This window comes from Streptomyces sp. NPDC058157 (assembly GCF_042884105.1).
GTDB lineage: Bacteria > Actinomycetota > Actinomycetes > Streptomycetales > Streptomycetaceae > Streptomyces.
This window is the reverse complement of the sequence record NZ_JBHVUQ010000011.1, coordinates 26,405-50,757: the sequence shown is the minus strand read 5'-3', so window position 1 is coordinate 50,757 and position 24,353 is coordinate 26,405. Positions and strand designations below refer to the sequence as shown.

Annotated in this window: 15 protein-coding genes and 1 pseudogene; 3 read left to right on the top strand and 13 right to left on the bottom strand. The window is 71.4% G+C overall.

The annotated features are described in order from the left end of the window. Positions 1 to 8: 8 nt before the first annotated feature. The 7 genes from ACFVXK_RS05055 to ACFVXK_RS05025 form a co-directional block, all read right to left on the bottom strand. Positions 9 to 596 carry a BLIP family protein gene (locus ACFVXK_RS05055; protein ID WP_389610132.1) on the bottom strand — a complete coding sequence of 196 codons (588 nt, stop codon included), beginning with the start codon at positions 594 to 596 and terminating at the stop codon, positions 9 to 11. Between the two features lie 187 nt (positions 597 to 783). After that, positions 784 to 2,025, bottom strand: coding sequence for a TIGR02679 family protein (locus ACFVXK_RS05050; protein WP_389610131.1), 1,242 nt, complete (start codon positions 2,023 to 2,025; stop codon positions 784 to 786). Further along, positions 2,016 to 6,146 carry a TIGR02680 family protein gene (locus ACFVXK_RS05045; protein WP_389610130.1) on the bottom strand — a complete coding sequence of 1,377 codons (4,131 nt, stop codon included), beginning with the start codon at positions 6,144 to 6,146 and terminating at the stop codon, positions 2,016 to 2,018. The genes ACFVXK_RS05050 and ACFVXK_RS05045 overlap by 10 nt, the downstream gene beginning before the upstream one ends. After that, positions 6,143 to 7,381, bottom strand: a complete 1,239-nt coding sequence (locus tag ACFVXK_RS05040) for a TIGR02678 family protein (protein WP_389610129.1) — start codon at positions 7,379 to 7,381, stop codon at positions 6,143 to 6,145. Before ACFVXK_RS05040 ends, ACFVXK_RS05045 begins: the two co-directional genes overlap by 4 nt. Then, the gene (locus tag ACFVXK_RS05035) at positions 7,378 to 8,874 is read right to left on the bottom strand and encodes a TIGR02677 family protein (RefSeq protein ID WP_389610128.1); all 1,497 of its coding nucleotides are present in this window, start codon (positions 8,872 to 8,874) and stop codon (positions 7,378 to 7,380) included. Before ACFVXK_RS05035 ends, ACFVXK_RS05040 begins: the two co-directional genes overlap by 4 nt. A 225-nt stretch (positions 8,875 to 9,099) precedes the next feature. Further along, on the bottom strand, positions 9,100 to 10,545 hold the full coding sequence (locus tag ACFVXK_RS05030; protein WP_389610127.1) for an NnrS multi-domain protein: 1,446 nt from the start codon (positions 10,543 to 10,545) through the stop codon (positions 9,100 to 9,102). A gap of 354 nt (positions 10,546 to 10,899) precedes the next feature. Beyond that, positions 10,900 to 13,701 carry an AAA domain-containing protein gene (locus ACFVXK_RS05025; RefSeq protein ID WP_389610126.1) on the bottom strand — a complete coding sequence of 934 codons (2,802 nt, stop codon included), beginning with the start codon at positions 13,699 to 13,701 and terminating at the stop codon, positions 10,900 to 10,902. A 481-nt stretch (positions 13,702 to 14,182) separates the two neighbouring features. Here ACFVXK_RS05025 and ACFVXK_RS05020 point away from each other — a divergent pair. Further along, a pseudogene (locus ACFVXK_RS05020) lies at positions 14,183 to 14,486 on the top strand (DEAD/DEAH box helicase); the annotation flags it as partial. A gap of 232 nt (positions 14,487 to 14,718) precedes the next feature. Here ACFVXK_RS05020 and ACFVXK_RS05015 read toward each other — a convergent pair. Together ACFVXK_RS05015 and ACFVXK_RS05010 are read right to left on the bottom strand one after the other, a co-directional pair. Continuing rightward, positions 14,719 to 16,050 carry a class I SAM-dependent RNA methyltransferase gene (locus ACFVXK_RS05015; RefSeq protein WP_389610125.1) on the bottom strand — a complete coding sequence of 444 codons (1,332 nt, stop codon included), beginning with the start codon at positions 16,048 to 16,050 and terminating at the stop codon, positions 14,719 to 14,721. A gap of 104 nt (positions 16,051 to 16,154) precedes the next feature. Further along, positions 16,155 to 18,209, bottom strand: a complete 2,055-nt coding sequence (locus ACFVXK_RS05010; RefSeq protein ID WP_389610124.1) for an APC family permease — start codon at positions 18,207 to 18,209, stop codon at positions 16,155 to 16,157. A 210-nt stretch (positions 18,210 to 18,419) separates the two neighbouring features. Here ACFVXK_RS05010 and ACFVXK_RS05005 point away from each other — a divergent pair, with 210 nt between their 5' ends. Next, positions 18,420 to 19,088 (top strand): TrkA family potassium uptake protein, encoded by a 669-nt coding sequence (locus ACFVXK_RS05005; protein WP_079430189.1) that lies wholly within the window; start codon positions 18,420 to 18,422, stop codon positions 19,086 to 19,088. After that, positions 19,085 to 19,747: a TrkA family potassium uptake protein gene (locus ACFVXK_RS05000; protein WP_079430188.1), complete on the top strand. Its 663-nt coding sequence runs from the start codon at positions 19,085 to 19,087 to the stop codon at positions 19,745 to 19,747. Before ACFVXK_RS05005 ends, ACFVXK_RS05000 begins: the two co-directional genes overlap by 4 nt. 57 nt (positions 19,748 to 19,804) lie before the next feature. Here the strand turns inward: ACFVXK_RS05000 and ACFVXK_RS04995 are convergent, their stop codons facing one another. Genes ACFVXK_RS04995 through ACFVXK_RS04980 form a run of 4 tightly spaced genes read right to left on the bottom strand, consistent with a single transcriptional unit; the run spans position 19,805 to position 24,286 of the window. Further along, positions 19,805 to 20,521 (bottom strand): DUF3159 domain-containing protein, encoded by a 717-nt coding sequence (locus ACFVXK_RS04995; protein ID WP_389610123.1) that lies wholly within the window; start codon positions 20,519 to 20,521, stop codon positions 19,805 to 19,807. A gap of 3 nt (positions 20,522 to 20,524) precedes the next feature. Then, positions 20,525 to 20,944 carry an OB-fold nucleic acid binding domain-containing protein gene (locus tag ACFVXK_RS04990; RefSeq protein WP_079430186.1) on the bottom strand — a complete coding sequence of 140 codons (420 nt, stop codon included), beginning with the start codon at positions 20,942 to 20,944 and terminating at the stop codon, positions 20,525 to 20,527. Positions 20,945 to 20,987: 43 nt separating this feature from the next. Beyond that, a complete protein-coding gene (locus ACFVXK_RS04985; RefSeq protein ID WP_358891942.1) occupies positions 20,988 to 21,674 on the bottom strand; it encodes a response regulator in 687 nt (228 codons plus the stop codon). Next, on the bottom strand, positions 21,671 to 24,286 hold the full coding sequence (locus ACFVXK_RS04980) for an ATP-binding protein (RefSeq protein WP_389610122.1): 2,616 nt from the start codon (positions 24,284 to 24,286) through the stop codon (positions 21,671 to 21,673). The genes ACFVXK_RS04985 and ACFVXK_RS04980 overlap by 4 nt, the downstream gene beginning before the upstream one ends. Positions 24,287 to 24,353: the final 67 nt, after the last annotated feature.

The window sequence follows — 24,353 nt, the reverse complement described above, 5'->3', positions numbered from 1 at the left end:
CCGCCGGTCTACTTCACGACGTCGCGCTGGTGCTTGCCGGTGACCTTGCCGTCCTTGAAGGAGAACCAGGCCTGCGGGGCGAGGAAGCCGCTGCCCTTGCCGGTCCAGCACGTCAGCGTGGAGGTGGCACCGGCGGTGGACGGGAAGGCGGGCTGGGCCAGGTCGGTCACCACGCACGAGTTGGTACCGACCGTCTTGCGCACCTGCTCCTCGGTCATCCCCACAGCGACCTTGTTGTACTGGGCGGCGGTCATGGTCGGGGCCGTGGGCAGGCTCATCCGGTAGAAGGACTTCATGTAGAGCTTGCCGTCGGCGTTGAAGGTGAGGTGGGCGTACGGCGCGAACTCCTCGATACCGGTCGCCCAACAGGTGAAGGTGGGCACCGTCGACTCCGCGGTCGCCGGCTTGTTGTCGACCGCGCAGGCGGTGGGCCCGACGATGTCCAGCACCTCCTGCCGGCTCATCCCGAACCGGACCCGGTCCCACTTCTCCTTGTCCATCCCGGAGAACCCGGCCGCACCCGACGCCCCGGCCGCCCCCACCACGAACCCGACGGCCACCCCGGCCACCACGACGGCCTTCTTGATCCCTACCACGCGCAAACTCCTCACGACACGACGAAGCCCCCGCCCCTACGGCGAGAACCCGGCCATCGTGACAACGCCCCCTCTCCCCCGGATCTCCACCTGCTCTGCCACCCCACAGCACACGAAAGCCGCCTCCCCCTCCGGTACGGCGGGCGGGCGTCATGGCCAGGCTGCCTGACCACCGCCCGCACGGTCGTCAGGCCAGGTCGGACAGCAGTACGTCGAGGACTGTCTCCTCCTCGATGCGGACGCCCAGTTCCTCAAGCGCGTCGGGCAGACCTGGATCCCAAGGGGCTTCGGCCGGTCGTCCGGTGAGGGGTGGGCCGCCCCGACGGGTGAGGGCCGCGGCACGGTAGTCAGCCGTCGTATAACGCCAGGGCAGCCACGGGACGCGGCGCAGCAGCGCGGAGGCGATGCGCAAGCCTCCCCAGTCGAAGTCGCCGTGGTAGTGCAACGTGGTTCCGTCTTGGTGCAGCTGCCGCAGGAGAGTGACGGCCGCCACCGAAGGCTGTCCCTGGAGGCAGATCAACGGGGCGGAGTCGGCGCCGTGGACATCGGCTGCCGCCGCCAGCACGGTCGGGTTCTCGCAGATCCGGATCCATGGGGCGGAGACGCCGGGAGGGTTGCGGATGAGCTGCCGCAGGGTCAGAACGCATGGTTCGCCCACGTCGGCCGCCCAGTCCAGGACGGGGGTACCGCGCAGGTTCAGAGTGAGGACGGTCGAGGACAACTCGTCGCGCAGCAACCCGGCCGATGCCCAGGCCTCCCGGCGCCATTCGGCGCCCGCGCCATCGGGGAAACCCGTCAGTGCTCTTACTGCTGCCAGGGTGACGGTGGCAAGCGGGGTGTCGTCGTCGAGAGCATGGGCAGCGCCCAAGACCCTTGCCGCGAAGGCGGGGAGCGAGACGGGCGGGTCGACGGGGAGGCCGCGCAGTACGGTGGCGACCTGGCCGAGGAGGGTCTGCGCGGCGTCCGGTGTGCCCACGAGGCGTCGCAACAGACCGTCACCCCGCATACGAACGGTCCACTGGGCGAGGGCCGGGATCTCGTCCACGAGGGCGTCCAGTGGGAGGTACGCCTCCTGCCAGGCCCTCGCATCGGCTTCCTTCGCTCTGTCGAGTGGAACGACCGGCCCGGTGAGGGCCGTGACGGCGGCGGCAAGCCCGTCCGGACTCACGCCGGAACGGCGCAGCAGGGCGTCCACGTCGTCGAGCCGGACGGTCAGGGATCGGCCACTGCCCGGCGAGCGGCCGAGCAGCCGTTCGGCTGCTGCCCGCTGTTCCTCGGTCGGGGCGCTGAGGGAGACCGGGCCCGTGAGCGGCTGCTCGCGCTCCAGGCGCCGACGCACCCGGTCGACCAGCCAGCTCGTGCTGGGGTCGCCCAGCAGGCGACGCAGGCGGGCGCTGTCGACGGATACGCCGTCGGGCCTCAGGTCCACAATGGCTCCGGTCCGGCCGCCTCCACATGCCTGCCCGCAGGCACGTCCGGCAGCCGCACCGGGTCCTCACGGCGCAGCCGCCTCGTACCGTCCCATTCCCAGCGGGTGACGAGTACCGCCGCCACCTCGTCGATCCGCGACAGCTGGGCGATGGCGACACCGGGCACTTGCGGGTAGCAGGCCCACTCGCGTTCGCTGGTCATCACCACGTCCAGGTCGAACGCGTGCAGCAGCCCCAGGCACTTGGCACGCGAATCGTCGTCCACACCGGCGAACGCCTCGTCGAGGGTGACCAGGCGCGGAGCGTACGGACTGGCCGCGCTGGCGTAGTGCGAGGAAGCCGCGGCGAACAGCGGCACGGATACCGCCAGGACCCGCTCACCGCCCGATGCCGGGCCGGTGGCCGGGACCCAGCGGCCGTGCTGGTGCCGCTCGACCCCGAACTCGTGCCAGGCCCGGTAGTCGAGCGCGGCGGTGAGGTGCTCGAGCCAGCTGCCGGAGGTGTCGTCCGTCTGCTGCCTGGCGATCTGCGTCTGCAGGAACTCGCCCACCGCAGTCCGGTCCTCCGAGGTCCAGGCATCGGCGGACTGGCGCAAGCGCTCGCGGGCCGGAAGGAGCCCGGCTGGGGCTCTGCGGGAAGCCCGCCAGACGAGCCGCAGCTTCATGCCCGTGGAGGTGGGGCGGTCCTCCAGTTCGGCGTTCATGTCGCGCACCTGCCGTTCGGCGGCCCCGATGAGTTCCTGGAGTGTGCCCGCCACCTCGGTGATCAGGTGGGTTTCGAGGATCTCCCGTTCGTGGGACGACAGGATGCGGGTGAGTTCGCCTACCTCTGTGCCGAGCGCCTCGGCCAGTTCCGGTACGGCGCGTTCCCTGCCCTGGTAGACGATGTCGACGACCATGCCGTCCTCGACCATGCGGGCCGAGGCACTGTGCCCGTGCCTGGAGAGGGTGTCCTGCAGGGTCTTGAGTTCCTCGCTCAGCCGCCGCTGTACGCGTTCCCAGGCCGCGTCCGAGTCGTCGACCGCGCCCAGGCCCGACTCGATCGCGCGGGCGAGCACGATCGCCGGGGTGGCCGCCCACGGACCGTCGCCCGGGGCCGGCACGGGGAGCTCCGGCAGGGCGACCGTGATCAGGCCGGTGGTGGTGAACCGCTGAAGCCCCGTGATCGCTTCCGCACGTGCCTCGGACGCGTTCTCAAGGCCCTTCTCCAGCTGCTCGATGCGGCCTTCCGCCCTGCTCGCGTCCCGGTCCGCCTCGGCGCGGTGCTTTCGGGTGAGCCGCTGGTCCGCGTCACAGACGCGCAGAGCCTCGGCCGTCTCGATGAGTCGCCGTTCGAGTTCGGCGACGGCGGCGCCGACGGTGGAGCGCAGCGTGGTGTGGCGCTCGTCCGCCGCGGCTGCCTCACGCCCGGCCTCCTCGGCGCGCAGCGCGAGTTCGGCGGTCCGCTCCTGCGCCTGTCCGGCTTCGGCCCGTTCCTCCTCTGCCTGGCGGGCCGCCTCTCCGCGTTCGCGCAGGGTCGGCCACAGGGCGGCCAGGGCTACGGCGAGGGAACCATGGGCCCTGCGTACTTCCGCAAGACCGGCCCGGCTGTCGGGCAGCCCCAGTTCGGCGGCGGTCCCGGTGAGTTCGGTGGCGGCTGCTTCGGCCCGCTCGGCCGCCTCCATGAGGTCCGCGGCCCGCTCCTCACAACGCACGCGGGTCCGACGCACCGAATCGACGGAAGCGGCCACTTGGGCGTGCGCCCGGGCGAGGGGGCTCTCGTCGGGCACACGGGACAGCTCGGCGTCGACGGTACGGCGCCGCGCGGCCACGTTCTCGGACAGCGCCCCGGCCTCGTCGGACTCCTGCCGGAGCAGCTCGAGTTCACCCCGCAGGACGGCGATGCGAGCCCTCCGTGCAGCCTCTCGTGCTCCCTCACCGACGTACTCGGCAGCTGGTTTGGCCCAGCGGCCCGTGAGCGTGCCGACGCGGAAGGACCCGTCCGGCCCCGTCCAGGTGCCGGCTCCGCTGTCTCCTCCCGCGCCGATGGCGTCGAGCAGCCGTGCCACCGTGGCCTCGCCCACCGTCGCCGCACGGGCGTCGCCGGCGTCCACCGCCGGACGCAGCAGTGCGCCGAGCGAGGTTCCGGGCACCGGGCCGGTCGTCGGGGAGAGGAGTACGTCGTGCCCCTCTGCGGTGAGGGCCGAGCCGTCGGGAAGCACCCAGGCGTCGAGCAGCCCGGAGGCTTCGAGTGCGGCCTCCAGTCCGGCGCGCTCCTGGCCCGTGAGCTCCTCACGGAAGTCCACCAGCCGCCACAGCGGTGCGCCGGGCAGCTGGTCACGCAGGCCCGGGGTGCGGGTGGGCGGGGGCTGGGGCCCGCGTCGGCCGCCCGCCTCCAAACCGGTCAGTTCCTGCTGGACCCGGGTCGTGCGCGCCGCCAGCTCCGCTGTCCGGCGTGCCGCTTCGGCAGCCTGATCGGCCAGTAGCGCCGCTGTCGCGCCGTGGGCCCGTACCGCGCTCGTACGAGCCGGGTAGGGCCCGTCGAGGTGCCCCGTCCACTCCTGGAGTTCGTCGAGCAGGCCGGTCAGGTCGGGGTAAGCCAGCTCGGTGCAGGCGCGGGCGTGTTCCCGTACGTCGTCCAGCAGGGCCTGTCCTGCCCGTACGACGGCTTCCTCCGCCAGGCCGTACGCCGCGGTGCTCTGGTCGAGATCGGCGTTCGCCTCGTCGAGGCGGACCGATGCCCGGCGCCGGCTCTCGGCGGCACGCTCGGCCCTTTCCGCGAGCTCCTCCGCGTGGTCGAGCGCACGTTGCCCGCGGGCCGCCGCCTCCTCGGTCACCCGCCGCAGCTCGGACTCGGACGGTCCGTCGTCCTCGGGAAGTTCGACGCGTGCGGCAGCCGCCGCCTCCCGCGCCTGAGCGAAGGTGCTCCTGACCAGCCGGTCGGCGGACAGCAGCCGGTTCTCGGCGGCCCCGAGCCGCCCGAGGGCCCGGGTGTGCAGGCCTGCGGCCTGGTCCCGGTCGTCCCGGGCACGGCTCAGGGCGTGAGCCGTCCGTTCCACTGCTTTGGCCGCCTGCTCCAGCTCCCGGGCGCTGCGCATCTCGGGGCCCTCACGCAAGGCCGCGTCCTGGGCCCGCAAACGGGCATCGGTCTCCTCCAGGACCGAGATCCGTTCGTCGGCGGCCGCCCTGGCTTCCTCCGCACGGGTCTGTTGGCCCTGAGCCTCGGTGAGGTCTCGCTGCAAGTGCTCGTAGCGGGAGTGCTCCACGCGCGGGAGACGCGCGCGTCGGCGGGTGGCGATGCGGGCGTAGCGCCGGTAGTGGTCCAGGAAGGCGGTGGCGGCCCGTTCGGCGGCGGAGGCCGCGGCCAGTTCCTCCTTCTCCTCGTCCAGGGACCGGAAGGCCTCGGCCACGTCGGCGATGACCGCCTGGTCCATGGGCGGCAGCGCCTCCGTGAGGGCGCGGGACAGAGCTGCCTCGTTGGGGCGCTTGGACAGCTGCGGCTGGCGCAGCTGGATGAGCAGATCCACCAGTGCGCCGTACCGCTGCTCGCCGAGTCCGAAGAGCGCCTCGTCGACGGCTCTGCGGTAGGTCTTCGCCTGGTCGTAGACCAGGCCGTGTCCGGCGACGGCCTCGGCGAGCCGGTCCCGGGACAGAGCCGTGCCGGTGGCGTCGAGCAGGCTGAGTGACGTCTCGGCGGCGGCAGCGGCCTCCTGGCCGTGGTCGACCCGCTGGGTGGTGAGTGCGTACCAATGGCGTGCGATGCCCCGCCCGCTGACCGCCTTGAGTCCGCACAGCAGCGTGCGGAAGAGCTGCTCGCCGGTGGTCTCGTCCCGCCTGCCGAACTCGATCCAGGTGTAGCCGAGCCGCTCGGAGTGCGGGTGCTCGCCGCCGAGCAGGAGGTTCCACTCCATCCGCTTGCCCGGGTCGCCGTCGGGTTCGACGCGGCGCGAGCTGAGGTCCCCGTCGAGCAGGAAGGGCAGGGTCAGGGCGAGCACCTTGGACTTGCCGGTGCCGTTGTTCCCGCGCAGGAGCAGCCGGCCGTCCCGGAAGTGGAACTCCTCGACGTCGTAGTGGAAGAGGTCGACGAGGCCGATGCGCAGCGGCTGCCAACGGGGGCGCAGGGGGGCGGGGAGGCGGGTCACGGCTTGCTGGCCTTTCGCTGCGCGGGCATACGTGCGGTACCTGGTTCGAGCACGACGGTCTCGCCGACCGCGTACCGGGCCAGGGCCGGCCGTGGGGCCACGCCCTTGGCTGTACGGGATACCAGCCCGAGGGCGGCGAGCCGGACGACGGCCTGTTCGACGAGTTCGGCCTCCATGCCGGGCTCCCGTGCGGACTTGGCCCAGAATCCGCCGTGCTCTGCGGCGAGTTCGCGGACCCTGAGTGCCAGCTGCTCGGTGGCGACGGGACCGCCCGCCGCGGCCAGGTGCTCGGCGAGCAGCAGCGTGACGTGACCATGGGTGCCCTGTTCGGGCATCCGGACGTCGGTGAGGTCGTCGTCGGGGTCGACCATCGCGATGCCCTCGGCGCGCACCTCGGGAACCAGTCCGGTCAGCTCGGTGATGCGGGCGGTGAGGAAGCCACGCTGCCGGGTGAGATAGCCGAGCTCGACGTCGGTCAGGTCGTCGTAATAGAGCACGGGGTCGTCCAGGAGCCTGCGGGTCAGTGACCGTCGCATCGCGCGGAAGCGCAGTTCGTCGCTGTCCAGAGCGGTTTCGGACACGAGTTCGGCCAGCCGGTCCCCGAGAGCCGGCGCGTGCACGGTGGAGGGGCCGCGGCGCGCGGCGAGCAGCCCGGCCAGCACGCGCCGTTCCACGTCGTACAGGACGTCGCCCGCTCCGCTGACGTACGCGTCCTCGTCGCCGGCCACCCGCCGCAGCACTCCGAGGCCGAGCAGGAGCCGTACGACGGCGGCGAGGTCGAGGCGCTCGTCCCGGCGGTCCAGGGTGAACTGGATGCCCGCTCGGACGAGGTGGGGGTCGGCGGCGTCGAGGACGACCTGGTCGGCGAGGCGGCCGAGCGCGATCTGCGCCTCACCGCGTTCCAGGGCGGCGAGCGCGAGACAGAGCAGGACGTAGCGGCGCCGCGTGAACGGGGCTGCCGCGCGGGTCACCTCGCGTGCGGGGTGCGTGGGGTCGGCGAGGACGCCGGGTATCTTCCGCAGGCGAGCCGCCTCGGCATCCGTCTGAAGTGCCCACCCGGTATTGCGGTCGAACCATTCGCGCAGCTCGGAGGTGTGTCGGCGGACGAGGCGGAACTCGTCGGCATACCGGCCGTGGGCCAGCAGGAGAGGCTGTTTGAGCAGGGCCCGGGCCGCCTTGCGGAGGTCGGCGGCGTGCTGGCCGTCGAGCACCTCGGCGAGCGGAGTGCTGGTCATCGGTCGCCGGCTCCGTCCGTCAGGTCGATGATCTCGATGAGGTGGTCGGGACCGCGGAAGACGCCGCCGGGCGTCCGGATCTCCGCGGTTCCGCCATCGGCGAGCGCGCTGAGCCGGATCTCCATGGAGCCGTCGTTGCTGGTGGCCGCGGTGTGGCGCATGCCGGGCCGCCAGGTGGCCAGCGCGTCGCCGAGCAGTTGCAGGAAGAGCCCGAAGGAGGCGGGATCGAGTTCACCGATTCCGGTGAGCCGGGTGATTCCGCCGGTGACGAGCCGGGCGCGCGCCGCCGCGGTTTCGGCGGCCTGCTTGGCGGCCACCTCGGCGAGTCCGCGACGTCGCTCCTCCCGATCCTCGACCTTGCGGGGTTTGCCGCGCCGCTCGTAGCTGCCGGTGCGCCGCAGCTGGGGGCTGATCCGCAGCGGCTCGGCCTCGGCCCACGGGGTGGACGCGGGCACGGGCCGCGCCGCACGGGTGGCCAGCGTCTCGGCGTCGACGGTGAGGTGCCGGGCGGGGTAGAGCCCGAAGGCGGTGCGCCACAGCCGGTGGCGGGCGTCGTCATCGGGAGCCTCGGCGAACCAGCGGGCGAGGGTGCGGAAGTCGGCGGACCGGTCGGAGCGGCCGGCCCTGCGCTCGTTCAGCGACCGTACGACGGCCAGGAGCTGGGGAATCGCCCCGAGGGCCCGGCCGCGCAGCAGCCTGGCCTGCGACTCGCGCCCGTCCCGGCTGATGAACCACGCCGCGAGGCCCGCCCAGCGCCCGGACCAGCGCTGGTACGCCTCCCACTCGGCGTTCTCCGTCTCCTCCGGCGAGGCGTCGGCCGCTTCCCGAGCTGCGGCGGCCCGCAGCAGCAGCTCGATCCTCCCGGCGTCTTCCAGCTCCAGGATCAGGCGGGCGATGCGCCCGCCGAGGGTGATCAGGTCCTGGATGAACCGCTCCAGGTACTGGATGAGCCGGTCCTTGTAGGCGAGGAAGACCTCCTCTTCGACGTCGTGGAGGTCGATGGTCCGCTGCAGGGATCCCATGAAGGCACGGGCGTTGTCGGCGAGCGCGGCGAACCGGCTCGCCAGCGCGTCAAGCGCCAGATGTGTTTTGGCCTGATCCGGCTGTTCCTCGGCTGCCAGGACGAGGAGGGCCCGCAACTGGGTCACGATGTCGTGCAGGGCGACGGCCTGCAGCGCGCCGCGCCGCCCGAGCGCCTCGTCGTAAGCGCCCAGCGCCTCCTCGGCCGCTTCCCCGGCCCGGGTGAGCTGATAGATGTACCGCTTCCGGTAGAAGTCCTCGACGGCGGTGACCCGCGCGGTGTCGGGATCGGCGCGCAGATTCCCCCAGCCGACGAGGCTGTCCAGCGCCTTCACCACGGCATCGAGCTCACCAGGCCGCACCTCGGCCGGCAGGGCGGCGTGCACGTCCTCCGGCCGCAGATGAACGGCGAACCGCTCCTTGGCGACGACGAACGCCCGCATCACCTGCCGGTAGAGGCCGGTGTTCTGCACAGTGAGGTGGGCAAAGGGGCTATAGCCGTCGGGGCGAGGTCCTGGGCCGGTGTTCGTGACGCTCATCGCGGCCATTGTCCCGCAGGGGACGGACGGACGACAGGGACGAATGAACTTGGCTGATTCGCACCGCGGTACACAGTCGCACGGGCCGGCGAATGGAGCCTCTGGGAGACCGAGGGCGGGACCAACCTCTCAGAACCCCGCGAACAGCCCCGGCAAGGCTCAGCCCCCCTTCGAAAGGGTCTCGTAGGAGAAGGTGCACCGGCCCCTCCCGTCGGCCACCGGTAGAAGGCGTACCTGCTCGGCCGGCACCTGGACCGCCTCGCCCGCCGGCTCGTCCCACAGCGAGACGGTCCCCGCAGCCTCGCCGAAGGAGACGTACGGGCGGCCAGGGTTCAGCACACCGCCCCAGGTGCTGAGCTTCGCCGCGGGGACCGTCGGCTCCACGCACGCCCATTCCGGCTCCACCCCGAAATAGGAGGGCAGCTCCACCTGCCGGACCGCCGCCACACGGAGGCCCTTCACCGCATCACCCGCCGAGTCCACCACCCGCAGCAGGCACAGGGCCACCACAGCCGCCTGGGCGACGACGTACAGCAGGACGTTGAGCCGCTCGACGGGGCTGACGAACGGCGCGTGTACGTGTTTCGCGATGCCCCACAAGGCTGGTACGAACAGGGCGAAGCTGAACAGGCTCAGCAGTTTCACCGCTGAGGTGGCCTGCCAGATTGCGGGCACGTCAAGGTCCTCGGGCGTCAGGCCGAGGCTGTCCGCGTACAGCGCGTGCAACACCGATCCGGACGACACCACGGCGGACGCCACGACAGCGAAGGCAAGGGGCGCCACGCAGGTGACCCAGTCGGTCCATGTCCATTGGCGGACCAGAAGCCGGATCCCCCAGGCCGTCGTCAGCACGGCGAAGAGCGTCAGCATCTGTATCGGGGTCCAGCCCCGGCCGTCCCCCATGTCCGCGCCGAGGGCCACGGCGAGAAGGAACGCCGCCACCGCACTCCACAGCACGAGGCTCAACGCGCGGCCTCCGGACGCGAACATCTCGCGTGCCAGCCGGGCTCCCGCCAGGAAGCACACCACCGCAGCGCCCGCCCAGATCCACGTCCGTACCCCACCCGCCTGCCGGGCGACCACCGCACAGAAGACCGTGATCAGCAGCCAGGTCAACAGACGGTTCGACCTGCGGCGAAGGTCCTCCGCGCGGCGCGGCACGATGTGGCCGCGTTCCCGGCCGGAAGGCGACCGTACGTCGGTGACAGGTTCGGGGGCGGAACGACTCGGCCGGTCCATACGGGAGAGCCGGCGGGCTTCCGACGCCGTGCCCGTGACCGCCGTGCCGGTGTCGTGGTGGCCGCGCCTCTCCGTGAAGCGCACGCCCGCGAGCACGGCCGCGCGGCGCAGCCTCACCAGCGCCGTCCGCTGACCCGGTACGGGCACACGCGCCGGCCGGTGCACCACCGTGTGCGCCTGCCAGGTGGTCAGCTGCTCCCGGTCCCGGTCCATCGGCTCACACCGCCGGGCGTACATCTCCAGCCCGGTCATCCGCGCCAGGCGTTCCACACGCCAGGCCGCGGCCAGTCCGGTGCGCCGGTTGCGAGCTCCGAAGAACCGCACCTCGACGGAGTAGAGCCGGGCTGAGGTATCCGCCCTCAGCACCCCGGCAGACGCTCCCTCACCTCGGGCGAACGAGGCAGCGACAGGCCAGTCCTGCCCTTCGAACTCCCGCTCCGCCCGGTTCCAGTCACGCTGCCCGCCCCGTACTTCGATCAGGACGAGCACGCATTGGTCGTAACGCTTCCTCCGCATCCGTCCCCCTGTCACCAGCCTCTGAACGGACAGCGGCCTACGATGTGACGGTCACGCGGGAAGGATTCACTCCTACGAGGGAACGGACGCGAAGACATGTCACCGGAGGACAGCAGCAGCAAGCGCCTGCCGGAGGACGTACCCCGCAGCTCACGGTGAGCGATCCGAAGCACAGGAAGGGGCCGGTGCTGATCGCCGCCGCGGTCACGGGAGCCAGCGCGCCGCCTGCTCCGGGGTGACATGGGCCGCGTCGACCCACCAGTGCCCGTTCGCCTTGTCCCACTGAGCCTTGAGGAGGCGCTTCGCCTCGTCCTTCTGCGCGTAGGGAACATCGAGGTACAGGCGGCCATCGCGCACCAGTCCCGGATACACCTTCTCCGCCGGGTTGGCCGGCTCGGCCTTCCGGGCCGGCACTTCGGGTGCCGCCGCGACGGTCTCCGTCGGCCGCCACGGTGCCCGCGCCGGGCGCTCCATGCGGGTCTGCTCCATCAGGCGGCGTACCCGGTCGCACGAGGCCGGATCGGTGTAGCGCATCATCAGGTCGGTCGGGCCGATGTTCGCGAGCAGGTTCTTCGAGCCGTGCCAGAGCACGGAGCCGTCGATGATGACGACCTTCTCGTGCATGCGTTCACGGAACTCGACCTGGCAGCCTGCCGCCTCCAACAGGCTCACCAGATCCCGGTGCCGGGCCACCCGGGAGGGTTCCTGCTGCTCCTCCGGCGCACGGGTGAAGACCGTGACCCGGAGTCCCGCCGCCGTCCGCGTGCCGAGCATCTGGGCCCAACGGCGGACCGGGGCCGGGTCCATGAAGGCCGAGTAGAGCTCGATGCTGCGCTCGGCCCGCTCCACGTCCCACGCCACCGCGCTCAGCACCTCGCTGTGCTCGAAGAAGGCGGGACGGGCCAGCTCCTCCTCGGACAGGGTGGCCAGCTGCTCCGCGTCCCTGACCGGGATGAGCTGGTCCGCGGAGATGGTCTGCGCGTGCTCCTCCAGGTGACCGAGCATCTTCAGCGCCTCGCTGTGCGGGGCGAGGTGCTTGCGCAGGAAGGCCACGTCCGCCACGACGACGAGGTGGTCCTGCGCCCGGCTGAGGGCGACGTTGAGGAGTCGGCAGGTCTGAGAGGACAGGCCCGTCCCGCTGTAGAAGAAGCCGGGGTCCCGGCCGGCGCCCGCCACCGTGTCGAGGACCACGACCGGGCGCTGACTGCCCTGGAACCGGTGGACGGTGTCGACCAGGCCGTCGTAGTCCTCCCCGAACCGCTGGGCCAGGCTGCTCTTAAGGGTCTTGACCTGTTCCCGGTAGGGGGAGATGACGGCAAGCCTGTCAGTGGCCCGTTCCCCCTCGGGGACGTCCTGCCACTTGCGGCCGGGCAGGACTCCTTCGTACTGGAGTCCCCGGACGAGCTCGTGCACCACGGCGGCGTGGACGGCGTTCGTCATGTGCGGTTTGCGACCACCGCCGGAGATCCGGCGCCCGGAAGTGTCGATCAGGATCACCGGCGAGTCGATGAGCGGGGCGAAGGGCAGGCGGCTGGTGTCGCCCCGCCCGGTCTTGAGCGGCGCGTCCGGGTACGCCACCTCGTTGACGAGCGCGCAGATGGGTGCGCGCATGCGGTACTGCGTGTCCAGGGCCACCAGGCGAGGATCTTGGCGTACCCGCCCGGCGGAGTCGACCAGACCTGCGGCGTGGAAGGCGTCACGCGCCGCCCAGTCGCGGGAGTGGGCGCGCTCCTGCTCGCTCGCTTCCCGGTCCCCGTCGCCCTTGGTCACAGCGGGCAGCTGGCGGAAATCACCTGCGGCGATCACCCTCTTGCGGGCCAGGCCGGCGGCGAACCAGGCCGAGGGCAGGTTGACCATCCCCGCCTCGTCGATCACCACGACGTCCGCGTCGTCCAGGAGCCTGCGCGACTGAACGGCCTTCGCCACGGTCGCTCCCAGCACCCGGCAGCGCGACCGGACCTCGTCCTGGATGCGCTTGCGTTTGAGTGCGAGTGCGTCGAGCAGCTGCTGGAGGGAACCGGCGGAGTCGGCGACGGTCGCCCTGGGCGGGATTCCCATGAGGGCGGCTCGGGCCGCCGGGAGGGCTCGGCGGGCTCCGTCGGCGTTCCGCTCGCTCGCCGCATGACGGCGGGCCGCGTCCGCGCCGGCCGCCTTGGCCTGCGCCACATCGTCCGTCTCCCGCTTCAGGGCGGCCCGGAGGTCGCGAAGTTTCGCCTCCTTGCGCTCCGCCAGGATGCCCTTCGGCTCCCCCACCTTGTCGATCTTCAAGCGCAGCTGTGCGGCCAGAGCCTCCGCGGCCAGCACCGTCCGGGCCGCCGTAGCCTGGTCCCGCCCCGCTGCGGCCGTTGCCGCCGTGGCGGTGGCGAGGTCCGACTCCAGTTCCAGGACGCGGTCGTAAAGTGCCAGCGCCGCCCGCGCACCCTTGAGCTGGTCGGCCGCCACGGTGATCTGTCGGTCGATGCTCTCCACGAGCACGGCGGCGATCCGGTCCGGATCGACCTGGTCTCCGTAGCGGCTGCGCAACGAGGGCAGCGTGATGGTCCCGGCCCGCTGGACGATCCCCTCGGCGAATCCCGCCTCCTGCTCCAACAGGGAACAGATCCGCTCAAGTGCCTGGTCGACCGCAACCTTCGTAGGAGCCAGGAAGAGGACCTTGAGCCCTTGACGGAAACTGCCTTCGACGATGTGGGCGACCACATCGGTCTTTCCGGTGCCGGGCGGACCCCACAGGAAGAGCACGTCACTCGCGAGGGCCTGTACTACGGCGTCGCGCTGGCGCGGGTTCAGCTGGAGGCCCGCCCAGTTGGCCACCCATTGCCCGGGATTCTCGGCACGGCCCGTCCGCGGTGCGCCCCGGCCGACCAGCCAGCCCGCGTGCACCGTGTCGACAGGACTGTCGTTGCTCCCGGCGGTCTCCAGCCGCTCGGCCAGCACGGCCCAGTTCGCCGAATCGTCCTTGCGGATCTGAAGGTTCGCGGGCGTTGTCCCGTAGTCGGCTTTCGTCACCAACCGTACGGTCCCGTCGGGAGCGCGGGATACCTCCGCCACATCCCATGCCTTCCGGGAGCGGGATGGTCGGGCGAGAACGGGAACACCGTCAAGGCTGTCGTGCCAGGACCGGCATGCGAAGAGGTACTCACGGGTTCCGCCGGAGTTCGAAAGGAGCCGCCCTTTGGAGAGGGAGACCTTCAGAACCCCTTCGGCTTCATTCCGGTATTCCGCAAGGATCTCGGCGCGCACCGCCGTCAGGAACTCCTCCACCGGGTGAGGACGCTCCGTACCGGTCACGTTCACCACTCCCCCCAAGATCTTCCCCCACAGGTCCGAGGACTGTACGCGAGTCTCCTGCCCCGAGGTGGGCAGCCGTCGGCCACCGGCCAAGCACTGGCCTGAATCATTCACCGAGAGCCGTTGCCGGCAACGATGCCGGCAGCTCCGCGTACCGTTGACGCAGCTCATTGACCTGCACCAAGCGAAGGTGAACGTCGTGAGACCCACTCTGGCCGCCGCGCGGTCGCGGGGCGGTCTCGCTCAGTACCTCACGCCGGCCTATGCGCTCACCGATGAAGGGACCCGGCCGGCACTGGAGCGGTTTCTGGAACTCCGTACCAGCACCAGGCCAGGCGTATGAGCACGCTACACGAGCCCGCGCTCCCCACTCTGGTCACGAGGGCACGGGCTCGGGCAAGACCGAATCCTTCCTCATCCCGGCGCTCGACCATTGCCGCCGCGAAAGGGCTTTCGGCCGACGCGGGGTCAAGCCCGTACTGCTGTACCCGATGAATCCGCTCCTTCCTCGAACCGCTCATACGCCTGCCTGCCGCACGAGCACGGTGAGGGGCCGGATGCAGCCAGCGTCATTCGAGCGTCAGGATCTGGCCGATCCAGCGATGCCGCCGTGGGACTGCCGTCTTCATCGCCTGAAGCACGAGGTCAGGCAGCTCCCCACCGTGAAGGTCTGCCTCGACCTGTTGTTCGTCCGGAAACAGGTCGAAGCAGACTCGGGAACCAGAAAACCTCAGATCAGGCGACCTTCGCGATAGGTTCAAGAATCGCCACGCACTCCACATGGTGCGTCATCGGGAAGAGGTCGAAGACGCGGAGGGTGCGGACCTTGTAGCCCGACTCCTTGAAGTAGCCCAGGTCGCGGGCCAGGGCCGCCGGGTCGCAGGCCACGTAGGCGATGCGGCGGGCGTTGAGGCCCGCGATGTGGCGGACCGTCTGCTTGCCGGCGCCCGCGCGCGGGGGGTCCAGGACGATCAGGTCGCACTCGGTGATGCCGGTCTTCGGGAGGGCGGTGTCGACCTTGCCCTGTTCGATGCGGACCCGGGGGAAGTCGGCCAGGTTGTGCCGGGCGTCCTCCACCGCGCGCTTGCCCGACTCGATGCCGAGGACCGCCCCGGTCTCGCCGAGGCGCTCCGCCAGCGCGCCCGCGAAGATGCCCACGCCGCAGTAGAGGTCGAGGGCCATCTCGCCCTTGCGCGGCATCAGGCCCTGCATGACGGCCTTGATCAGGGTGTCGGCGGCCTGCGGGTGGACCTGCCAGAAGCCGCCCATGCCGACGCGGTAGGTGCGGCCGTCGGCGCGCTCGCGGACGAAGGGGCGGCCGTGGACGCGGTGGACCCCGCCGTCCTTCTCCTCGACCCGGAGGACGGAGACCGGCTTGTCCAGCTCGACGAGCGGGAGGCGGCCGCCGGGGCGGGGGGTGAGGACGACCTGGCGGTCGTTCGAGCCGGAGGCGGCGATCGCCTCGACGGAGGCCATCGCCGGCCAGGTGCGCTTCTCGATGCCGAGTTCCGTGACGCCGGGGGCCGCGATCATGCAGTGGTCGACGGGCTCGATGTCGTGCGAGCGGTGCTTGCGCAGGCCGACGCGGCCGTCCTCGTCGATGGCGTACTGGACGCGGGTGCGCCACTGCGGGACCTCGCCGGCCGGGAGCTTGTCGCCCTCGGCGGGCATGACGGTGCCGTCCCAGCCGGCCTCCTCCGGGGTGAGGCCGGCGAGCCGCTGGAGCTGCTCGGCGACGACCTCGCCCTTGAGCCGGCGCTGGGCACCGGGCTTGGCGTGCTGCCAGTCGCAGCCGCCGCACTTGCCGGGGCCGGCGAAGGCGCAGGGGGCCTCGACCCGGTCCTTGGAGGCGGTGAGGACGGTGACCGCGTCGGCGCGCAGGAAGCGGGAGTCCGTCTCGCCCTCCGTCACGCGCGCGACGACCTTCTCGCCCGGGAGGGCATGGCGCACGAACAGGACGCGGCCGTCGGCCGTGCGGGCGATGCAGTGGCCGCCGTGCGCGACGGGGCCGACCTCGACCTCGTACTCCTCCCCGACCAGTGACTGCTTCTCGTTCTGCTCGGTCATGGTGGGGAGGCTCCAGGGAGATCAGGGGCGAAAAAAGGGAACGGCCGGACGACCGACCCACCAGTTTACGTGGATCTCGTCCGGCCGTTCACCACCCGCCGGGCCTACTTCCCCGCCGGGTCCTTCGGACGCGGGCGCGGGGTGTCGACGGGGCCGCGGCGCACCGCGCCCGGGGCGTTCCACTCCTGGCGCTTGCGGGCCCGCCGGCGGGCGAGCTCCGAGGACTCCAGCTGGTAGGGCACCGAGGTGACCATCACGCCGGGGGTGAAGAGGAGCCGGCCCTTGAGGCGCAGCGCGCTCTGGTTGTGGAGCAGGTGCTCGTACCAGCGGCCGACGACGTACTCGGGGATGTACACGCTGACCGCGTCGCGCGGGTTCTCGCTGCGCAGCCCCTTGACGTACTCGACCACCGGGCGGGTGATCTCGCGGTAGGGCGAGTCGAGGATCTTCAGCGGGACGTTGATCCCGCGCCGCTCCCACTCCGCCTTGAGCGCCTTGGTCTCGGGCGCGTCGACGCTGATGCTGAGCGCCTCCAGGGTGTCCGAGCGGGTCAGCTTGGCGAAGGCGAGGGCGCGCAGGGTGGGCTTGTGGACCTTGGAGACCAGGACGATGGAGTGGACCCGGGAGGGGCGCACGCTGTCGTCGCTGGGGCCCTCGTCCGCGGCGATCTCGGAGGCGACCCGGTCGTAGTGCTTCCGGATGGCGGTCATGGTGCCGTAGAAGATCAGCATGCCCAGCAGGGCGACCCAGGCGCCGTGCGTGAACTTGGTCGCCAGGACGACGACCAGGACCAGGCCGGTGAAGATCGCGCCGAAGGTGTTGATGGCCCGGGAGCGGTGCATCCGGCGGCGGGCCGCCTGGTCGCGCTCGGTCGCCAGGTGGCGGTTCCAGTGCCGGACCATGCCGATCTGGCTGAGCGTGAAGGAGACGAACACGCCGACGATGTAGAGCTGGATCAGCTTGGTGGAGTCGGCGTCGTAGATCCACACCAGCAACATGGCCGCGCCCGCGAGGAGCACGATGCCGTTGGAGAAGGCCAGGCGGTCGCCGCGGGTGTGCAGCTGGCGCGGCAGGTAGCGGTCCTGGGCGAGGATCGAGCCGAGGAGCGGGAAGCCGTTGTAGGCGGTGTTGGCGGCCAGGAAGAGGACCAGGGCCGTCGCGGTCGCCAGGACGACGAACAGGATGCTGCCGTTGCCGAAGACGGCCTCGGCGACCTGGGAGATCACCGGGTGCTGGACGAAGCCGTCGCCGACCGGGACGCCGTTGTCGAGCAGGTTGGTGGCGGGGGCCTCGGCCATACGGACCTTGGTGGCCATGGCCAGGGCGATGATCCCGCAGAACATGGTGACGGCCAGGCCGCCCATCAGGGCGAGGGTGGTGGCCGCGTTCTTGCTCTTGGGCTTGCGGAAGGCCGGGACGCCGTTGCTGATGGCCTCGACACCGGTCAGGGCGGCACAGCCGGAGGAGAAGGCCCGCAGCAGCAGGAAGACCAGCGCGAAGCCGGCGAGCCCCTGGTGCTCGGCCTTGATCTCCAGATGCGCGGTGGGCGCCGTCATGGTGTCGCCCATGACCAGGCCGCGCCAGGCACCCCAGGCGATCATGACGAAGACGGCGCCGACGAACACATACGTCGGGATGGCGAAGAGTTTCCCGGATTCCTTCACTCCGCGCAGGTTCATCAGCGTGAGGAGCAGAATCATGATGATCGCCGAGAGCACCTTGTGCTCGATGACGAAATCGACGGCGGAGCCGAGATTCTCGACGCCGGATGAAATGGACACGGCGACGGTGAGGACGTAGTCGACGAGCAGGGCGCTCGCCACCGTCAGCCCGGCCTTGGGGCCGAGGTTGGTGTTGGCGACCTCGTAGTCGCCGCCGCCGCTGGGGTACGCGTGGACGTTCTGCCGGTAGGAAGCCACGACGGTGAACATCAGCACGACGACCGCGACCGCGATCCAGGGGCTGAAGTGGTACGCCGACACACCCGCGATCGACAGGACCAGCAGAACCTCGCCCGGGGCGTAGGCCACGGACGAGAGCGGGTCGGAGGCGAAGACGGGAAGGGCGATCCGCTTGGGGAGGAGCGTTTCCCCGAGGCGGTCGCTGCGCAGCGCCCGGCCGATCAGGATCCGTTTGGGCACGTCGGTCAGTTTGGACACGCAGAGGATCGTAAGCGTTCGATATAGGACTGACGAACCCCCGGTCCGTGATCCTCACCAATGCGCCGCCAATGAGGCACCGTGCGGACCCCAAATGGTCACACCGGTGACCGCCCGTGTGTAGCTTGGGCCATGGTCTGAGACCCTGTTTAGCCAGAGCATGCAATGAGGCTGGAAACCAGCGAGCCGCTGTCAGCCGGAAGGACGGCCGTGCACATCGTCATTATGGGCTGTGGAAGAGTGGGTTCCGCTCTCGCGCAGACCTTGGAGCAGCAGGGGCATACGGTCGCCGTGGTCGACCAGGACCCCACCGCATTCCGCCGGCTCGGGGCTTCGTTCGGCGGCCGCAGGGTCACCGGGGTCGGCTTCGACCAGGACACCCTGCGCGAGGCCGGGATCGAGGAGGCGGGAGCCTTCGCCGCGGTCAGCAGCGGTGACAATTCCAACATCATCGCGGCCCGCGTGGCCCGCGAGATGTTCGGTGTCGAGAACGTCGCCGCCCGCATCTACGACCCCAAGCGCGCCGAGGTCTACCAGCGCCTGGGCATCCCCACCGTCGCGACCGTGCGGTGGACCGCCGACCAGATGCTGCGCCGGCTGCTGCCGTCGGGCGCCGAGCCCCTGTGGCGCGACCCGAGCGGCGGCGTCCAGCTCGCGGAGGTGCACACCTCCCCCGCCTGGATCGGCCACAAGGTCAGCAAGCTCCAGGAGGAGACGGGCGTGCGCGTGGCGTTCCTCACCCGCCTGGGCGAGGCGATGCTGCCGACTTCGCAGACCGTGCTCCAGGAGGGCGACCTCGTCCACGTGATGATGCGCACGGACGAGATCGACAAGGTCGAGGCGGCCTTCGCCGAGGGCCCCGAGGAGGCACACGCATGAGGGTCGCGATCGCCGGAGCCGGGGCCGTGGGCCGCTCCATCGCGGGCGAGCTGCTGGAGAACGGCCACGAGGTGCTCCTCGTGGACAAGGCGCCGACCGCCATCTCGGTGGAGCGGGTGCCGCAGGCGGAGTGGCTGCTGGCCGATGCCTGCGAGATCACCTCGCTCGACGAGGCGGCGCTCCAGCGCTGCAACGTGGTCATCGCCGCCACCGGTGACGACAAGGTGAACCTCGTCGTCTCCCTGCTCGCCAAGACCGAGTACGGGGTCCCCCGGGTCGTGGCGCGGGTGAACAACCCGAAGAACGAGTGGCTGTTCAACGAGTCCTGGGGCGTCGACGTCGCGGTCTCCACGCCGCGCCTGATGTCGGCCCTGGTCGAGGAGGCCGTCAGCGTCGGCGACCTGGTGCGCCTGCTGCGCTTCAGCCACGGCGACGCCAACCTGGTCGAGCTGACCCTGCCGGCCGACTCCTCGGTCGCCGGTACCCAGATCAGCGAGATCAACTGGCCCGAGGACACCTCGCTGGTGACGATCATCCGCGGCAACCGGGTGCTCACCCCGCACGGCGAGGAGACCCTGGAGCCGGGCGACGAGCTCCTCTTCGTGGCCGCCCAGGCCCGCGAGGAGCAGCTGGAGGACCTCCTCCAGGCCAAGCACTGAGAACGTCCGGAGGGGCGGGGCGAACGTGGTCGTCCCGCCCCTCCGGCGTACTGCCGTTCAGCCCCGCTTCTCGCGGGCGGCCTCCTCGGCCTCGTACTCGGCGATCACGTCGATCGGCGGCGGCGCCTTCGCCAGGAACACCCAGGTGAAGTACACGGCCAGCACCATCGGCGGGAGCTTCAGCGCGATCAGCACCCAGCCCAGCTGGGTCTCGTCACCCCACCAGTAGAGCGGGAAGAGGATCGCGTACTTCGCCAGGAAGATCAGGCCCCAGGCCAGGCTGGCCTTGGTGTACGCCTTCTTGCGCCCGGGGTTGCGGGTGCGCCAGGACAGGTTCTCCTTGAAGACCGGGCCCAGGATCACGCCCAGCAGCGGGAAGCCGACCAGCGCCGACAGCGTGAAGGCCACGCCCAGGCCGACCCCGTAGATCATGCCGGGCAGGTAGAAGCCCTTCGCGCTGCCCGTGAACAGGGCGAAGGCCACGCCGACGCCGACACCGAAGACCCCGCTGAATGCGTGCTTGACGGTGTCCTTGCGCAGCAGCCGCACGATCACCAGCAGGACCGCGACCACGCCCGCCGCGATGGCGGACATCTTCACGTCCTTGTTGATCGTGTAGATCATCACGAACAGCAGGCCGGGGAGCATCGTCTCCACCGTGCCCCGGATGCCGCCGAAGGCGTCGAACAGCGCCGCCTGCGTGACCTCCTTCTGGTCCCCGGGCGGGGTGGAGGGGGCGGACCCCGGCGTGGTCGGTCGGTCGAGTGACGTCACCGGTCAGTGCTCCTGTCCGAGGGGGCGGAGTTCGTACTTCGGGTTGAACAGGACCCGGCGGCCGTGGCTCATCGCGATCCGCCCGGAGGCGATCATGCGCCGCCCGGGCTCGATTCCCACGATCGAGCGACGCCCGAGCCACACGACGTCCAGCGCGGCCGAGCCGTCGAACAGCTCCGCCTCCAGGGCGGGGACGCCCGCTCGCGGCCGCAGGGTGACGGTACGCAGGGTTCCGGTCACCTTGACTATCTGGCGGTCGTGGCAGTCGCAGATCCGCGTGCACCCCGCGGCTTCTGCGTCCTCCTGCAGTTCCGCCGAATGCAGCTCCTCCTGGGAGGTGGAAAGCCGCTCTATCATCCGGCGGAACCGGCCCGCCGGCCTGGCCGGTTTCGCGGGCTTCTCGGGACGCGGTTCAGCACTCATACAGGAAGCGTACCGGCGCCCCGGCTCCCCCTCGAAGCCCCCACTACTTCTCGAAGCGGTAGCCCATGCCGGGTTCGGTGATGAAGTGCCGCGGGTGCGAGGGGTCCGCCTCCAGCTTGCGGCGCAGCTGGGCCATGTAGACCCTCAGGTAGTTGGTCTCGGTCCCGTAGGAGGGCCCCCAGACCTCCTGGAGGAGCTGTTTCTGGCTGACCAGCTTCCCCCCGTTGCGCACGAGCACCTCCAGCAGGTGCCATTCGGTGGGGGTGAGCCGTACGTCGCGTCCCTCGCGGACCGCCTTCTTGGCCGCGAGGTCCACCGTGAACCCCTCGGTCTCCACGACCACCTCGTCCCCGCCCGCCCCCGCGGCCGGCTCGGCCCGGCGGACGGCCGCGCGCAGCCGGGCGAGCAGCTCGTCCATGCCGAAGGGCTTGGTGACGTAGTCGTCCGCGCCCGCGTCGAGGGCCTCGACCTTCTCGTCGGAGCTGTGCCGGGCGGAGAGGACCAGGATCGGGACGCGGGTCCAGCCGCGCAGGCCCCTGATCACCTCGACCCCGTCCATGTCGGGCAGGCCGAGGTCGAGGACGACCACGTCGGGGTGGCGGGCGGCCGCGAGTTCCAGGGCCCCCGCCCCGTCGGCGGCGGCGTCCACCTCGTACTTGCGGGCCTTGAGGTTGATCACGAGGGCTCGGACGATCTGCGGCTCGTCGTCCACCACGAGCACCCGGGTCATCGGGGTCCTGCTTTCTGTCGTTCGGGGTGGTCCCCGGTCGGTGGGATCCCGGCGGGATCCTCTTGGTCAACGCCGTCGGGGCGGGCCGCGGTTCCGGCGGGCCCGGCGGGGTGCGACGCCGCGCGGAGGGTGAGCACCATGGTCAGGCCGCCGCCCGGGGTGTCCTCGGCGGTGAGGGTGCCGTCCATGGCCTCGGCGAAGCCCCGCGCCACCGCCAGGCCCAGGCCCACGCCGGCCCCGCGCGGGGCGTCGCCGTGCCGCTGGAACGGGGCGAAGATGCGGTCCTTGGCCTCGTCGGGCACCCCGGGCCCGCGGTCGACGACCCGGACCTCGACCCGGTCGCCGAGGGTGCTGGCGGCGACCAGCACGCGCCGGCCCCGGGGGCTGTACTTGACGGCGTTCTCGACCACGTTGGCCACGCTCCGCTCCAGCAGCCCCGGGTCCACCCGCACCATCGGCAGGGTCTCCGGCACGTCGAGCAGCACGCTGTCCTCCGGCACGCCCCCGAGGGCCATGGGGACCACCTCGTCGAGGTCGATCTCCCGGATCAGCGGGGTCACGGTGCCGGTCTGGAGCCGGGACATGTCGAGCAGGTTGCCCACCAGGTGGTCGAGCCGGTCGGCGCCGTCCTCGATGCCCTCCAGCAGCTCGGCCCGGTCCTCCTCGGACCACTCCACGTCGGCGGAGCGCAGGGAGCTGACGGAGGCCTTGATGGAGGCCAGGGGGGTGCGCAGGTCGTGGCTGACGGCGGCCAGCAGGGCGGTGCGGATCCGGTTGCCCTCGGCCAGCCTGCGGGCCTCCTCGGCCTCCCCCACCAGCCGCTGGCGGTCCAGGACCACGACGGCCTGGGCGGCGAAGGCCCCCAGCACCCGGCGGTCCTCGGCGGGCAGGACCCGCCCGGACAGGGCCAGCGCCATGTGGTCGCCGACCGGCATGTCGACGTCGGCGTCCTCGGGCCGGGCCACCGGGGCGGGGCCCACGCTGCCGGCCGGGGTCCAGGGCTCCAGCTCGCCGGCCCGCTCCAGCAGGGCCACCGACTCCATCGCGAAGGTCTCGCGCACCCGCTCCAGCAGCGCGTCCAGGGCGGTCTCGCCGCGCAGGACGCTGCCGGCCAGGGTGGACAGGATCTCGGACTCCGCCCGCAGCCGGGCGGCCTGGTGGGTGCGCCGGGCGGCCAGGTCCACCACGGAGGCCACCGAGACGGCGACGCCGAAGAAGACCGAGATGGCCATGATGTTGCGGGCGTCGGAGATGGTGAACCGGTGCAGGGGCTCGACGAAGAAGTAGTTCAGCAGCAGCGACCCGAAGGCGGCGGAGGCCAGCGCCGGCCAGAGCCCGCCCAGCAGGGCGGCCGCGACCGTCAGGCCCAGGAACAGCAGCATGTCGTTGGCCAGGCCCGGGTCCGTGCTGATGTGGGTCAGCAGCAGGCACAGCAGCACCGGGAAGACCACGCCGACCAGCCAGCCCGCGACGATGCGGGGCCGGCCGAGCCGGGCGGCGGAGCGGGCCACGGGCAGTCCGCGGCCCTTGGCCACCTCCTCGTGCGTGACGATGTGCACGTCGAGGTCCGGTCCCGAGTCGCGGGCCACGGTCGCGCCCACCCCGGGGCCCAGGACGTACTGCCAGGTCCTGCGGCGGCTGGAGCCGAGGACGATCTGGGTGGCGTTGACCCCGCGGGCGAAGGCGAGGAGGGCTTCGGGGACGTTGTCGCCGATCACATGGTGAAACGTTCCTCCAAGGTCCTCGACCAGGGTCCGCTGGACCGCGAGCTCCTTGGGGGAGGCGGAGGTCAGCCCGTCGCTGCGGGCGATGTAGACGGCCAGGATCTCGCTGCCGGAGCCCTTGGCCGCCATCCGCGAGGCCCGGCGGATCAGCGTCCGCCCCTCGGGCCCGCCGGTGAGGCCGACGACGATGCGCTCGCGGGCCTGCCAGGTGGAGCGGATGCCGTGCTCGCCGCGGTAGCGCTGGAGGTACTCGTCGGCCCGGTCGGCCGTCCACAGCAGCGCCAGCTCCCGCAGCGCGGTGAGGTTGCCGGGCCGGAAGTAGTTGGACAGGGCCGCGTCGACCTTGTCGGCCCGGTAGACGTTGCCGTGGGCCATCCGCCGGCGCAGGGCCTGCGGGTCCATGTCGACCAGCTCGACCTGGTCGGCCCGCCGGACCACCTCGTCGGGGACGGTCTCGCGCTGGCGCACCCCGGTGATCGTCTCGACCACGTCCCCGAGGGACTCCAGGTGCTGGATGTTGACGGTGGTGATCACGTCGATCCCGGCGCGCAGCAGCTCCTCGACGTCCTGCCAGCGCTTGGCGTTGCGCGAGCCGGGGACGTTGGTGTGCGCGAGCTCGTCGACGAGGGCCACGGCCGGGCGGCGCGCCAGCACCGCGTCCACGTCCATCTCGGTGAAGGACGCGCCCCGGTGGACCAGCTCGCGCCTGGGCACCTGTTCGAGGCCGTGCAGCAGGACCTCGGTGCGCGGCCGCCCGTGGTGCTCGACGAAGCCGACGGCCACGTCGCCGCCCCGCTCCGCCCGCCGGTGGCCCTCGGAGAGCATGGCGTACGTCTTGCCCACACCGGGTGCCGCGCCCAGATAGATCCTCAGCCTGCCGCGTCCCATGCGCTCATTCTCGGGGACGTTCCCGCTGTTCACGCACAGATCGGCCGCCGGACGGAGATCCTGACGC